The sequence below is a fragment of the Paractinoplanes rhizophilus genome (assembly GCF_042664765.1).
Classification (GTDB): Bacteria; Actinomycetota; Actinomycetes; order Mycobacteriales; family Micromonosporaceae; genus Actinoplanes; species Actinoplanes rhizophilus.
In genome coordinates, this window is record NZ_JBHTBJ010000077.1 from 1 (window position 1) to 13,358 (window position 13,358).

The 13,358-nt window shown below is 73.4% G+C and carries 14 protein-coding genes; 5 read left to right on the forward strand and 9 right to left on the reverse strand.

Annotated elements, in window-relative coordinates; genetic code table 11:
• The 5 genes from ACFQS1_RS39650 to ACFQS1_RS39670 all read right to left on the reverse strand — a co-directional run.
• Window positions 1-532, reverse strand: a 532-nt coding sequence (locus ACFQS1_RS39650; RefSeq protein WP_378978076.1) for an MFS transporter, incomplete at its 3' end; no start/stop codon positions are given.
• A gap of 152 nt (window positions 533-684) precedes the next feature.
• Entirely contained in the window at window positions 685-1,569 is an 885-nt protein-coding gene (locus ACFQS1_RS39655) for an aldo/keto reductase (protein ID WP_378978078.1), read from the reverse strand.
• 54 nt (window positions 1,570-1,623) lie between these two features.
• Entirely contained in the window at window positions 1,624-2,391 is a 768-nt protein-coding gene (locus ACFQS1_RS39660) for an enoyl-CoA hydratase/isomerase family protein (RefSeq protein ID WP_378978080.1), read from the reverse strand.
• Between the two features lie 14 nt (window positions 2,392-2,405).
• Complete coding sequence (locus tag ACFQS1_RS39665; protein ID WP_378978082.1) at window positions 2,406-2,867, reverse strand: DUF3291 domain-containing protein; 462 nt, start codon at window positions 2,865-2,867, stop codon at window positions 2,406-2,408.
• Between the two features lie 41 nt (window positions 2,868-2,908).
• Window positions 2,909-3,544 carry a helix-turn-helix transcriptional regulator gene (locus ACFQS1_RS39670; protein ID WP_378978084.1) on the reverse strand — a complete coding sequence of 212 codons (636 nt, stop codon included), beginning with the start codon at window positions 3,542-3,544 and terminating at the stop codon, window positions 2,909-2,911.
• Between the two features lie 67 nt (window positions 3,545-3,611).
• Between ACFQS1_RS39670 and ACFQS1_RS39675 the strand changes: the two genes are divergently transcribed.
• Window positions 3,612-4,514 carry a DMT family transporter gene (locus tag ACFQS1_RS39675; RefSeq protein ID WP_378978086.1) on the forward strand — a complete coding sequence of 301 codons (903 nt, stop codon included), beginning with the start codon at window positions 3,612-3,614 and terminating at the stop codon, window positions 4,512-4,514.
• A gap of 99 nt (window positions 4,515-4,613) precedes the next feature.
• A complete protein-coding gene (locus ACFQS1_RS39680) occupies window positions 4,614-5,282 on the forward strand; it encodes a DedA family protein (RefSeq protein WP_378978088.1) in 669 nt (222 codons plus the stop codon).
• A gap of 17 nt (window positions 5,283-5,299) precedes the next feature.
• On the opposite strand, the gene ACFQS1_RS39685 is transcribed toward ACFQS1_RS39680, so the two are convergent.
• Window positions 5,300-5,782 carry an anthrone oxygenase family protein gene (locus ACFQS1_RS39685; RefSeq protein WP_378978090.1) on the reverse strand — a complete coding sequence of 161 codons (483 nt, stop codon included), beginning with the start codon at window positions 5,780-5,782 and terminating at the stop codon, window positions 5,300-5,302.
• A gap of 249 nt (window positions 5,783-6,031) precedes the next feature.
• On the opposite strand from ACFQS1_RS39685, the gene ACFQS1_RS39690 reads away from it, so the two are divergent.
• Window positions 6,032-6,481 carry an AAA family ATPase gene (locus ACFQS1_RS39690; protein WP_378978092.1) on the forward strand — a complete coding sequence of 150 codons (450 nt, stop codon included), beginning with the start codon at window positions 6,032-6,034 and terminating at the stop codon, window positions 6,479-6,481.
• Between the two features lie 164 nt (window positions 6,482-6,645).
• Here the strand turns inward: ACFQS1_RS39690 and ACFQS1_RS39695 are convergent, their stop codons facing one another.
• Window positions 6,646-7,506, reverse strand: coding sequence for an SCO6745 family protein (locus ACFQS1_RS39695; protein WP_378978094.1), 861 nt, complete (start codon window positions 7,504-7,506; stop codon window positions 6,646-6,648).
• A 104-nt stretch (window positions 7,507-7,610) separates the two neighbouring features.
• Between ACFQS1_RS39695 and ACFQS1_RS39700 the strand changes: the two genes are divergently transcribed.
• Together ACFQS1_RS39700 and ACFQS1_RS39705 are read left to right on the forward strand one after the other, a co-directional pair.
• Entirely contained in the window at window positions 7,611-9,554 is a 1,944-nt protein-coding gene (locus tag ACFQS1_RS39700) for a peptidoglycan-binding domain-containing protein (protein ID WP_378978096.1), read from the forward strand.
• On the forward strand, window positions 9,551-10,243 hold the full coding sequence (locus tag ACFQS1_RS39705) for a hypothetical protein (RefSeq protein ID WP_378978098.1): 693 nt from the start codon (window positions 9,551-9,553) through the stop codon (window positions 10,241-10,243). Before ACFQS1_RS39700 ends, ACFQS1_RS39705 begins: the two co-directional genes overlap by 4 nt.
• On the opposite strand, the gene ACFQS1_RS39710 is transcribed toward ACFQS1_RS39705, so the two are convergent.
• Together ACFQS1_RS39710 and ACFQS1_RS39715 are read right to left on the reverse strand one after the other, a co-directional pair.
• Window positions 10,205-12,943, reverse strand: a complete 2,739-nt coding sequence (locus tag ACFQS1_RS39710) for an ATP-binding protein (protein ID WP_378978100.1) — start codon at window positions 12,941-12,943, stop codon at window positions 10,205-10,207. The genes ACFQS1_RS39705 and ACFQS1_RS39710 overlap by 39 nt on opposite strands.
• Window positions 12,910-13,104, reverse strand: a complete 195-nt coding sequence (locus tag ACFQS1_RS39715) for a hypothetical protein (protein ID WP_378978102.1) — start codon at window positions 13,102-13,104, stop codon at window positions 12,910-12,912. Before ACFQS1_RS39715 ends, ACFQS1_RS39710 begins: the two co-directional genes overlap by 34 nt.
• Window positions 13,105-13,358: the final 254 nt, after the last annotated feature.

Genomic DNA, 13,358 nt, shown 5'->3' on the forward strand with positions numbered 1-13,358 from the left:
GGCCGGTGGCCGCTCCGATACCGGCCATTGCGTTGATCACGCCGAATGCGCGGGCCCGGGACGTGACCTCGGTGAACAACATCGTGGTGAGGATGTACACGGGCGGGATCAGCAGGGCCGTGCCGATGCCCTCGAGGATCGAGTTTCCGATGATCAGCGTCGGCAGGCCGGGAGACAGCGCGCTCAGAAGCGCGCCGATGCCGTAGACGGAAAGGCCGACGTTGAGGCACCGCTTTCGGCCGTAGCGGTCGGTGAGCTTGCCGCCGGGGATCATCAGCGCCGCCATGACCAGCAGGAAGAGCGTGATCGCGACTTGCACACCTTGGACGGTGGTGTCCAGGTCCTCGCTGATGTCGGTGATCATCACGTTCATGTTCGAGCCGGCGAAGCTGCAGATGAACTGGGCGAGGGCGAGGGGGATGAGCACCCTTCGCAATGCACCCGACGGACGTGCCGCAGCAGTCTGCTCAGCCATGCTGTGCCTGCTTTGCTTCCGGTCGGCTCCGCAGCGCCGAGAGTGGGAGACGGTCACGGCGAAGACTCCACCCGACCCGGCGCGACGGCATCATCCGCTGCGCATGATGCGCGGTGCGCCGTTCCTGCGGCCGAGGGCCTGGAGGTATCCGCCCGCCAGATCCGAGGTCGCGTGGTCGGAGTCGGTGAAACCGGTTGCCGCCGAGCGGGTCAGTCCTCCGGGATCGGCCGGTCGAAGATGTCGCGGGCCACCTCCGGGTCCGGGCCGTTGCGTACCCCTCGGTCCAGGCCGTCGATCCGGGACATCTCGTCGCCGGTCAGCTCGAAGTCGAAGACGTCGAAGTTCTCGGCGATCCAAGCCGGGTTGGTCGATTTCGGGATGGCCGAGCGGCCGTGCTGCAGCTGCCAGCGCAGCATGGTCTGGGCCGGGGTCCTGCCGTGCGCGGCGGCGATGGCGCCGATGTCCGGGTCCTGCAGGACGCTGCGGCGCTCGTCGCCCCAGCCGGGATAGAACGTGATGCCGCCGATCGGCGACCACGCCTGGGTCAGGATCCCGTGCTCGGCGTCGGCCTTCTGGACGTCGGGCTGGCTGAAGTACGGGTGCAGCTCGATCTGGTTGACCGCCGGCACGACGGTCGTGCGGGCGAGCAGCTCGGTGAGGTGATGACGCATGAAGTTGCTGACGCCGATGGCCCGCACGCCGCCGCCGGCGAGCAGCTTCTCGAGCGCCCGGTAGGCCGCGATCGTGCGGTCGAAGCGGTCGGGCGCCGGCTGGTGCAGGATCAGCAGGTCGAGGCGGTCGACGCCGAGCTTGCGGGTGGCTTTCTCGAAGGCGTGCAGCGTTTCGTCGTACCCGTAGTCGCTGACCCACACCTTCGTCTCGATGAAGACGTCGGCCGGGTCCAGCCCGGCGCGGCGGATCCCGTCGCCCACCTCACGCTCGTTGCCGTAGGCAGCGGCCGTGTCGACATGCCGGTAGCCGACGCGCAGCGCCGCCTCGACCGCGGCGGCGGTCTCCTCCGGCGGGCTCTGGAAGACGCCGAAGCCGAGCGCCGGCATCGCGACGCCGTTGTTGAGCACAAGTTCTGGGGTCATGCCCTCGACGCTAGCCCGCGGTGCCGGACCTCGAAGGCGGCCATCGGAGTCTCTTCACTCACCCCGGAACACCGGCGTCCGGCGCCGCAGGCTCGCCTCGATGCCCTCCGCGCTGTCCTTGGTCGCCCACAACACCCGCTGCTCCGCCAGCTCGTGCTCCAGCGCCTCGCGCACCCGCCCGGCCAGATCGCCGCGCAGCGTCTTGCGGATGGACCGCACGGCCAACGGCGCCGACGCCGCGATCTGCAGGGCGAGTGCATGGCTGGTCTCGCGGAGAAGGCCCGGCTCCGCGAGCCGATCGACAAGCCCGACACGTACGCCTTCGGCAGCGCCGACCCGGCGCGCGGTCAGCAGCATGTCGGCCGCGAACTGGCGGCCCACCAGCTCGGGCAGCGTGACGGTCAGGCCGAAGCCCTGGTGGAAGCCGAGCCGGGCGAAGTTCGCCACGAACCGGCTCGACGCCTCCGCGACCCGGAAGTCGGCCGCGCAGGCCAGGCCGAGCCCGCCGCCGACGGCGCTGCCCTGCACGGCGGCGATCATCGGGGTGCGCACCTCGAAGAGCCGGATCGCGTGCCGGTAGAGACCCCGCGCGGCCGCGGCCCGGTCGCGTACGAAATCTGAATCTCCTAAATCGGCGCCCGCGCCGAAGTGCTTGCCCTCGGAAGCGAGCACGATCACCCGGCAGGCGGGATCGTCGTCGAGGCTCAGGGCGGCGTCGGCGACCCGGCCGAGCAGCGACTCGTCGACGTGGTTGGCCGGGGGACGGCGCAGCTCCAGCAGCGCGACGCCGTCGGCGACGGTGACCGAGAGATCCGAGCTCACCCCGCGACCCTATGTCACCGGCGGCTCAGCTCCGGGGCGGGGAAGAGCTGCCGGAACGTGAAGGCGTCGGGAGTGGGCCCGGCGGCCCGCAGCCGGTCGAGCCGGGAGATGCCCTGCCGCAGCGTGGGGATCCGGCCGGCCGGGATCCACCACAGCACCAGCGCGGCCTCCGGCCCGTGCGGGAGGAACCAGTCGCGGCGGCGGCGCAGGTAGTCGAGGTGCTCGGACTGGTACGCGTACGCGCGCAGGTGCTCGGCGGACTGCCAGACCGAGAGCGTGTAGATGCGCATCGGGTCGGCGGGCGCGGCGATGGTGCCGTCGCCCCGGTCGCCGACCAGCCGCCAGACGAAGCCGGGCGAGCGGTCGGCCAGCGCGTTCATCACGGCGAGGCCGTCGGTGAACTCGGTCATCGAGGGGTCTTCCAGCGGGGCTCGGAGGCGGGCCGTGTTGATCTGGGCCAGGTGGAAGTCGCTCATGCCACCCACCTCATCAGCTCGCCCCTCTATTGTCAACGGATCTACTTTTTAGAGAGCGTCACGCAGCACCGGCCGGGCGCCGGGTCCATCCGGGCCGTCCACTCGCCGGCGTCGTCCAGCAGGCCGCTGATCATCGCGAGGTTCATGCCGCAGATCACCGGCGGGAACTGCTCGGCCAGCCGGTGGAAGGGGCAGTTGCGCAGCTCGATCCGGTCCGGGCCGGCCGCGACCGGGGCGTAGCCGTGCTCGGCGAGCAGCGCTTCGACGTCGGGGTTTCTCGGCTTTTGTCGCCCATGCCGCTGCGCCACCCGGTAGAGCGTGTCTTCGGCGCCGGCCTGCTCCAGGGCTTCGGCGAGCAACTCGGCGGCCGCGCGGTAGGCGCGCGGCGGCACGCTGACCGCGTGCTCCGCCGCGGAGACGTGGTACAGCTTGGCGGGACGCCCGGCGCCCGGGCCGCTTTTGCCCGACCTTCGCGCGTACGAGACCTCCAGCAGTCCCGCCGCCACCAGCTTGTCCAGGTGAAACGCCGCGAGCGTGCGCCCCACGCCGAGCGCGTCGGCGACCTCGTCCCGCCCGACCGGCCCGGCCCCGTCGGCGACCACCTGGTACGCCCGCCGCCGCACCGGGTCGGCGAGGCTGGCCACGGCGTCGAGGTGGTGCAGGTCTTCCGTCGTCACCCGCCCATCGTATTGCCAACCTCATTTGTCGGTAGAGGCCGAAGTGTTCGGGCCGTAGGTTCCTCCCATGAGCGCTTTGCTGGCTGCGGCCGTGACCGTGTTGTTCTGGGCGTCGGCCTTCGTCTCGATCCGCAGCGCCGGCGGCGCCTACTCGCCCGGCGCGCTGGCGCTGGGCCGGCTGGCCACCGCCGCGGTCCTGCTGGCCGCGATCGCCCTGATCCGCCGGGTCGGCTGGCCCAACCGCCGGGCCTGGCCCGGGATCCTGACCTCCGGCCTGCTCTGGTTCGGCGGCTACATGGTGTTCCTCAACTGGGGCGAGCGCCTGGTCGACGCCGGCACCGCGGCGCTGATCGTCAACGTCGGCCCGATCCTGATCGCCCTGCTCGGCGTGCGGCTCCTCGGCGAGGCCGCGCCGCGCTCGCTGTGGCTGGGCATCGCGGTGTCCTTCGCCGGCACCGTGGTGGTCGGCCTGTCGATGTCCGGCGGCGGCGGTTCGTCGCTGCTCGGGGTGCTGCTGTGCGTGCTGGCCGCCATCACGTACGCGATCGGCGTCGTCGCCCAGAAGCCCGCGCTGCGCCACGGCAGCGCGCTGCAGATCACCACCTACTCCGCGCTGGTCGCCGCGGTCGCCCTGCTGCCGTTCGCCGGCGTGCTCGCCCACGAGTCGGCCGACGCCCCGGTCTCCGCCACCCTGAACATGATCTACCTCGGTGTCGGCCCGACCGCGATCGCGTTCACCACCTGGGCGTACGCGCTGGCCCGCACCAGCGCCGGCAAACTGGGCGCGACGACGTACGTGGTGCCCGCGCTCGTCGTCCTGATGTCCTGGCTGTTCCTGGGCGAGGTGCCGGGATGGCTCACCCTCGCCGGCGGCGTGCTGTGCCTGGCCGGCGTCGCGGTGTCCCGCCGCCGGGCCGGCCGGGTGGCGGCGCCGGTGGTCGCCCGCGAGGAGAGCGCCCAGGTCCGGTGACGCGGTCGCCGTTTCGCGCCCGATGGGCCGGTCGGCATCAGGGGTCTCTCGGGGTATAACCGGATGGTTCGCCGGGACCGGAGCGGGCAGGCTGATCATGTGCTCACCGACCTGTCGAACGCCGCTGCCGTCTTCGTCGATTGGCTGTCAACCGTCGACCCGCGAATGGTCCTGCTGGTCGCGTTCCTGTCCACCGCCGTCGAGATGACCTTCATGCTCGGACTGCTGGTGCCCGGCGAGTCCGTGGTCATGCTGGCCGGCTCGCTGCCCGACGGGCCGGCCGGTTTCGCGGTCGCCGTCGTGGTGGCCACGGCCGGCGGCCTCGCGGGCCAGGTCGGCGGATACGCGGTGGGCCGGTTGTTCGGCACCCGGCTGCGCGGCACCCGGCTGGGCCGCCGGATCGGCGCCGAGCGCTTCGACCGCGCCGAGGCATACCTGCGCGGAGGCGGCGCGTCGGCGCTGGTGACGGTCCGGTTCGTCGCGGTCGTGCACGCCGTGGTGCCGATCGTGGCCGGCATCGTGCGGATGCCGGCCGGTCGGTTCCTGGGCTGGTCGGCGCTGGGCACCACGCTGTGGGTGGGCGCGTTCGCCGGCGTCGGCGCGGCCACGGCGAGCGCCGATGCGACCGGTGGCGTCGCGCTGGTGCTCACCGCGATCGGCGCGACCTGCCTGGGCCTGGTGCCCTTGGCCGCCCGCCTGGTGCGACGGGCGTTCGCCGGCGGGCCGGCGGTGGCCGACACCCCGCCGGCGCAGGCCCGCCCGGCCTGAGACCGTGCGGCCGGCGCCTACCGGGTCTGGCCGCGCACCACCAGGGCCCAGCAGAGGAGGCCGAACGCGGCCGTGCTGCCGATCGTGCGGACCAGGTTCCAGGCGGACCAGCGCGCCTCGTCGAACCGCTCCCGAACCGCCGCGAGGTCGGTGATCCGGTCGGGGTCGCCGGCCGCCTTGAGCGCGTCGTTGAGCGGCACGTTGATCGCCAGCGTGATGACGACCACCGCCAGATACAGCACGAACGCGGCGATGATCCACGGCTTGCCCGGGTTGAGCAACGCCGCGGCCGCCGTCAACAGCAGCGCCCCGAAGAAGCTGCTCATGAACCAGGGGTTGATGATCGCCCGGTCCAGGGCCTGGAACGCCCCGACGAACGTACGGTCGTCGGTGCCCGCCAGGCCGCGCATGATGGTGTGCTGGTAGAGACCGAACACCCCGGCCGCCAGCCCGGTGGTCATGGTCGCCGCGATGAGCGTCGCCACCCGCAGTACGAACATGTCGCCTCACAGTCCTGGTCGAAAACCTCGTACGACCAGTGAACCGAGGCGGCTCCCGTCCGGCCATCGTCGAGGAGCTACACCGCATGCGCGAGGATCTCACCCCTTCGGCGCGCGGGGTGGGCAGGTGCCGTCTTAGCGCCGGCGCCGGCCGGCTCCGGCGCAGTCACCCGATGGACGACCAGCCGGGGCCTTCGGCAGCCGCTCGTGCCGATGACGGGATGCCCCGGCCTTCTCTAGAGTGACGGTGTGGCGCGGGTGTTGGTGACGGGCATGTCCGGCGTGGGGAAAAGCACGCTGTTGGCGGAACTGTCGCGTCGGGGCCACTTTGTGGTGGACACCGATTACGGTGGCTGGACGTCGGCGGACGGGGTGTGGGACGAGCAGCGCATGGCGGCTCTGCTTGCGGAGTACGCCGAGGTTGTGGTCTCGGGGACGGTGGACAATCAGGGCCGCTTCTACGACTGTTTCGATCAGGTGGTTTTGCTGAGCGCGCCGCTGAGCACGCTTCTGAGCCGGGTCGCGAGCCGGTCGAACAACTCGTACGGGAAAACACCGGCGCAGCAAGCGGAGATCGAGCGTTATTCGCAAGAGGTCGAACCGTTGCTGCGTGGCGGTGCCACGGTGGAGCTGGACGGGCGACGCCCGGCCGGGGAACTGGCGGATGCGGTCGAGCGGTTGCTCGTCGCGACATCCTGATCTGCCGCCCGACCGCGCCATTGTCGGGGTGAGTCGGCACGCTCGCTGTTGCCGGAACACGACAGCAGGTCAATCCGGACGACTGCCGAATCGCCTCGGCCGGCATCGAGGGGATGCGAGTCGGTTCGGGTCACGACGAATTGCGCGCCGCCGCCCGGCGGCTTTCATTGACCGCGGGACGGGCGGCGTAGCGGGATCGGGTTGTCGTCCGGGAGGACGGTCCAGGTTCGGGCGGCCAGCGGGGTCAGCAGCTCGGCGCAGCGTTCGGTCTCGGCGGGGCCCAAGCGTTGCCACGGGGCGGCGGCGAGCCGGTCGGTAAGGGCCTCCACCCCCTCGTACGCGTCCAGACCCTCGGCCGTGACCTCGCCGCTCGCCGTGAGCCAACCGCGGTCCGCGAGCCGCCGGGCGGCGGCCTCCCACTCCTCGTCGGTCCAGCCGCGGGCGGGCTGGGTGACCTCGCGCAATCGGCCGCCGTCGAGGGCGGCCCGCCAGACCAGCGACTCGCAGCCGTCGACGCCGGCGGTGAGCAGCGCGGCCACATGCCCATCGCCGCGGTGCTCGCGCAGGATGGTGGCGGCGTGCCAGAGCCGGACCACCGGATCCGTGGGCCAGGGCACGTCGGCGTGGGCCGCGGCCAGCACCCGGCCGGGCCGGTCGGTCGCGCGGGCGGCGGCCTCCAGCAGGTCGGCGGCGTCGGCCACGGCGGACGGCGGCAGGCCGTCGAACAGGTCGGTCAGGGCCGCCGCGGCGCCTCTCGCCCGGGCCGCCAGCGCGTCCTGCGGCGAGATGCGGGACCACACGCTCGGCAAGGCGCGGGTGACCAGCGCCGGGGCGAAGCCGAAGAACGCGGCGATGACCGGGCCGGCGCCGACCGGGCCGAGCGCGGCAGCCCGCCCGGCGAAGTAACGCCGCCAGAAGCCAGTCAGCCCGGCCGCCTCGAAGGCCGCGGCGGCCTGCGGCGTGAAGTAGGTGACGGCGTGCAACGGCTCGAACAGCGACCACAGGCGGCGCGCGGTGGAAGTCATGGTGGTAGCCAAACCACCGTCCCGCCCAAGGTCAAGCCGGAAAGTGCTCGAAAGGCCGCCCGAACGCCCTTGGCCCCGGCCGCGCGGCGGTCGAGGCTGGCTCTATGTCAGACGCGTCGGAAGGGCCGATCCCGGACCAGCGCGCCGAGCCGAAGGTTCCGGTTCTGCCGGGGCAACGCCCGGAAACCGCCGGCCCGGCCCTGCTGCAGGCCGGCGGGAACGCCGCCCTGGCCCGGCTGCTGCAGAGCGTGCCGGGCGGGCCGGCCGCGCTGACCGAGCTGACCCAGGCCGGCGGCAACGCCCAGGTCGCGCGGCTCGTCGCGCCGCCGGCGCCGGGCGGGGGCGGCGGCGCGCCGGGCGGGCCGCTGGCGGCGGGGGCGCACGGCGAAGGGGTACGGGACGCCCAGATCAAGCTCAGCCGGGTGCAGGCCTCCGCGCTGCCGCTGACCGAGGACGGCCGGTTCGGGCCGCTGACCGAGGCGGCGGTGCGCACCTTCCAGACCAGCGTGGGCATCGCGCGGCCGACCGGCGTGCTCGACGCGGCCACCCGGACCCGCCTGGACGCGGCGTTCGCGGCGCTGCCGCCGCCGGCCCGCACGCCGCTCTCGCTCGGTTCGGCCGGCGCCGACGTCGCGTTCGCCCAGCAGAAGCTCAACGCCCTCGGCGCCGCCCCGCGGCTGTCGATCAACGCGCAGTTCGACGGCGCCATGCTGATCGCGGTGCTCAAGTACGAGGTGGGCGTGCTGACCCGGTTCCCGACCGGGACGGTCGACGCCGCCATGTGGGCCGACCTCGACGCGAAGGTGATGGGCGGCTTCGTCGCGGCCGAGGGCGCGAGCGCGACCCCGGTCGAGCAGAACACGCCGAGCGGCACCGCCGACTCGCTGGGCACCCAGGTGGCCGGCACGTCGCTGCACCCGGTCACCGGCGTCGGCGGGTTGACCAGCGGCCCGGCGGTGCACGAGCTGCAGCAGAAGCTGAACCGGGCCGGCGCCGCGCCGCCGCTGAAGGACGACGGCGTCTTCGGGCCCAAGACGCAAGCCGCGTTGCAGGCGTTCCAGAGCGGGCGGGTGCCGCCGCTGACCGCGACCGGCACGGCCGACAAGGCGACCTGGGACGCGCTGGACGCGGTGGCGCCCGGCTCGACGACCGGCGCGGTCGAGCGGCAGTGGACCGAGGAGGTCGGCGGTCACACGTTCGGCCTGACCGGCGCGAACGCGTCGCGGTACTCGTGGGAGATCCAGAAGAACCGGATGGTGGTCACGGTGAAGGTGAACTTCGTCGGGCTGCCCGCGCCGGCCGCGTGGTTCGGGCACGTCGAGGCGGTGTGGAACCAGTACATGGGCGTGGACACGGTGTCCAAGAAGTCGATGCCGGTCGACTTCAAGATGGCCCGCGGGGCCGGCGGCGACGCCAACACGGTCACGGTGGTGGCCGGCACCGGCCGGGCCAACGCCGGCAAGTGGTTCGCCGGCGATCCGAACGCGGCGACCACCATCCCGCACGAGTACGGCCACCTGATCGGCCTGCAGGACGAATACCAGCTGCACCCCGGCGACTTCGTGCGCGCGACCGGGCACGAGCCGCCGGTCGGCGATGCCGCCGGGCCGGGCGTGCCGGCCGCGACGATCGCCGCCAACCTGCAGGCCGCCATGCTGGCGCGCAGCTCGGCCAACGCCAGCGCGGCGAGCGTCGGGATCGGGGTCCGGCCGGGCGCGTTCGCCCAGCAGGTGGTCGAGGCGTACGCGAAGATGCCGACCGCGACGGTGCCGGCCGTGGCCGCCGTGCCCGGGCCGCCGCCGGTGCCGGGAAAGCCCGCGATCCCGCTCAGCGGCAACCTGCTGCGCGACCTCGACGCCGCGCTGCCGAGCGACAACGACCGGTACGAGACGATCCAGCGGTTCAGCTACTCCAGCGGGTCGATCATGGGCGACGCCGGCCGGGTGACCGACCCGCACGACCACGGCGCGCAACCGCGCCACATCGCCGAGTTCATGGCTATCCTCGGCCGGGCACTCGGCGGCACCTGGGAGGCGAAGCGTCGATGATCTTGCGGCTGGTGGTCGCGGACGGAAGCCAGACGCCCGCCGTGGCGGAGAGCGTCGAGGTCGCCGAGGACGGGGCGATCAGCGGCTGGCGCGGTGTGAGCGCCGGCGGCGTCGGCTGGTTCGCCGGGCAGTTGCCGGCCGGGGAGCTGGCCCAGATCCGCGCGCTGGTCGATGCCGCCGGCCCGGCGCCCGCGGCGATGCCACCACCGGACGCGGCGGAGGAGGTGCTGGAGCTGGCGGCGACCGGCCCGGTCTCGATCGCCGGCATCGGCGACGGCCCCGGCGACTGGGCGCTGCTGGCCGCGGTCGCGCGACGGCTGCTCGATCGGCTGACCGACTTCCCCCGGGCCGCGGTGGCGGTCGAGCCGGCGCCGAAACTCGCCCGGCTGGTCCACCGGGGCGCCGACCCGCTGCGTCTCGACCTCGGCACGGTCGCGGTGCGGGCGACCGCCTGGCAGGGCTACTACGAGCCGGCCGGCGACTGGTCCGGCGTGATCGAGGGGCCGGGTGAGATCGAGGCCGGGCCGGGGTGGTCCTATGACATCCCGGTCGGGCTCGACGCGGACGGCGTCACCTACCTGGCCGTCGACTTCGTGATCCTGAGCGGGCCGACCCGGGTGAGCGTGCGGGCCAAGCACGAGCCGGCCATCTCACCGCCGGCCGACGACGTCGCCGACCTCGGTGCGTGAGGCGACGCCCAGCTTCCGCAGGATGTTCGAGACGTGGACAGCGGCGGTCTTGGGTGAGATGTAGAGCCGCCGGGCCAGCTCGGCGTTGGTCAGCCCGTCGCTGATCAGCATCGCGACCTCGCGTTCACGCGGCGTCAGCGCGGCCGGGCCGGTGACAGCCGCCGGCGCGTCGGCCGGGGCCATGCCCAGCAGGGCGCGCACCTTCTCGAGCTGGGCCACCCGCCAGCCGCCCCACTCGGCGAGCAGTGGCGCCGCCGCTTCCGCCTGGGCCGTGGCTTCCGCCCGCCGGTCGGCCGCGAGCAGGCAGCGGGCGGCGCCGACGCGTACGCTGCCGCGGGTCGCCGGCCCGAGAATGTGGGCCTCGGCGATGGAGAGATAGCCGGCCAGCGCCTCGGCGTGCCGGCCGTGCGCCTCGGCGAGCTGGGAGTCGGCGAGGGTGCGGTAGGCGTCCCACACGTCGTCGTCGAGCAGCGCCGCGGCCATCCGGTCGAGCCGCGGCATGGGCAGGCCGACCTCCAGCGCCGCCGAGATCAGGTCGTGGGCGCGCTCGCCGCTGCGCCAGGACTCGGTGGCCAGGGCCGCGAGGAGCTCATCGAGGATCCGCTCGGCGCCGGGCAGGTCGCCCCGGCGGCAGGCGAGATGGAAGGCGAGGCCGGGAATCGTGGTGGCCGGGTTGTCGGTCAGCGCCGCGAGGTCGCCGATGAGCTCAGCGACCCGGTCCAGCTCGCCGGCCTCCAGATAGAGCCCGGCCAGGAAGACGCCGTGATAGTCGGCCCAGCGGCCGCGCCGCTGAAACCCCCGGTCCTGGTCGCGGCCCTCCTCGAGGATCGCGATCGCGGCCCGCAGGTCGCCGGCCCGCACCGCCAGCCGGGCCCGGCCCTGGAAGTAGGTGGCCACCGCCAGCGACTCGAAGCCGGCCCGCTCGGCGTCGACGCGCATCCGCTCCAGGGCCGCGGCGTGCTCGTCCGGCGAGGTGGGCGGCTCGCCCTGCACCAGGTGGTTGAGGGCGTGCGCGGCCAGCACCCACTCGCCCGCCTTCTCGGCCTCGTCGACCAGCGCGGAAAGCATCTCCCGGCCCTCGGCGGCGGTCTGCGGGTGCTCGCCGAGGGTCGCGCCCTTCTCGAGCTGGGCGGCCAGGCGGATCGACGGCAGGTCGAACTCGGCGGCCAGGGCCAGCGCGCGGTCGGACCAGAGCAGCGCCGCGTCGAACTCGTCGCGCAGGTACGACGACTGCGCGATCGCGGTCATCGCCCGCGCCTGGTCGGCGCCCGGCGGCAGCTGGGCGATCAGCGTCTCGATGTCGTCGGTGAGCGCGCCCATCTCGTCGAACTCGCGGGACTCCCAGGCGATGCGCACCAGCAGGTACAGCGACTCGGCCCGGTCGGTCGTGCTGGTGGCCAGGTCGCGCCAGCGCCGGCCGTAGCGCAGGGCGTCGTCGAGCAGACCGGCCAGCCACGCGGCCCGCGCGGCCGCGGCGAGCAGCTCGGTGTCGTCGGGCGCCTCGTCGAGGCCCATCTCGGCCAGTTGCAGGGCCTGATAGGCGGAGCCGATGGAGAGGTAGACGGCGGCGCCGCGGCGGGTCGCCTCGATCATGTCGTCGTACCGGCCGGCGCCGCGGGCGTGGTGCGCCACCATCGCCGGGTCGGAGGCGCCGCCGCGCAGCAGCGCTTCGAGCGCCGCCTCGTGCAGCCGGCGGCGCTGCCGGGCGAGCATCTGGTCGGTGATCGCCTCGCGCAGCAGGGCGTGCCGGAAGGCGAACTCGTCCTCGCCGGACTCGACCAGCACGCCCCGGGTGACCAGGTCGCGCAGCACGGCGATGAGCTCGTCCTCGCCCGCGCCGGTCACGTCGGCGAGCAGGTCGAACGGGATCCGGTGGCCGAGCACGGCGGCCGCCTCGACGACGCGGTGGCTGATCGGCTCGAGGTCGTCGACCTGGCGGCGCAGCACGTCGGCGAGGCTCCACGGCAGCGGCTGCTCGACCAGCGCCGCCACGTCGTACCCGGGCAGCGCGCGCAGCAGCTCCTCCAGGAAGAAGGGATTGCCGCCGGTGCGATGGTGCAGCGCCGTCGCGGCGCGCAGCGGCGCCGGCGCGCCGGTCGCGGCCGCGAGCATGGCCGCGGTCTGCGCGGGGGTGAGGCGTTCCAGGCGTACGTGGGTGACGGCGTGCCGGCGTTCCAGGCGGGCCAGCAACCCGGCCACCGGCTGCCGGCGGGACACCTCGTCCGGCCGGTACGTCCCGATCAGCAGCCGCGACCCGCGCTGGTCGGCGATCCGCTCGAACAGCGCCGCGCTCTCCGAGTCGGCCCAGTGCAGGTCCTCGAAGACGAGCACGGCGGGGGAGTCGCCGACCAGGTCGGCGAGGATGGCGAGCCCGGTGTGCAGACGCTCCACCGGGCTGCGCTTCGGGTCGGTGAGGGCGGCCAGCTGCTCGTCGTCGACGTCCGGGCGGCCGTCGATGGCGTCCAGCAACACCTCGTACGGCCGGGCCAGCGACCCCGGCTCGGCCTGGCCGACCAGCACCACGGTCTCGGCCGGCAGCGTGGCCAGCAGCTCGTGCACCAGCCGGGTCTTGCCGATCCCCGGCTCGCCCGCGATGATCGCCACCGCCGGCTCACGCGACGAAGCGAGCCGCGCCAACCGGCGCAGCTCGCTCTCTCGCCCGATCATCACCGGGCTGGCACCGCCACGGAGGGTTCGCACGTCGCCAGCGTACCGGTGGGCCGTCCGCGCGCCGCGGCGCTCGTCCGGGCTTTGCGCGCCCGGCGGGCGCTGCTCAGCAGGCTCCGCTTGGCGCTTTCGGCGATGAGCTCGCGGTGCCGCTCGTTCGCCAGGTTCAGCATCAGGTCCGCGTGGATCAACATGGCTTGTCTCCTCGTCATCCGGTGATGTATCCATCCTCGGCTGGCGAGCGGCCCGCCACATCGGCAGCGATTCCTATCTTTGCTGCTCAGGGCTCCTTAGATGAGGGGCTTAGGCGGCCTAGGTATACCTAGACGAGTGATGACCGGGGTTACCTGCGTGGATGGGGGTGGCTGCGGGGTGACGGGTGAGGGTCTCCATGATCGACGTTGCTGAGCAACGATGACCATGGAGGCCATGTGCACGTCGATTTGGA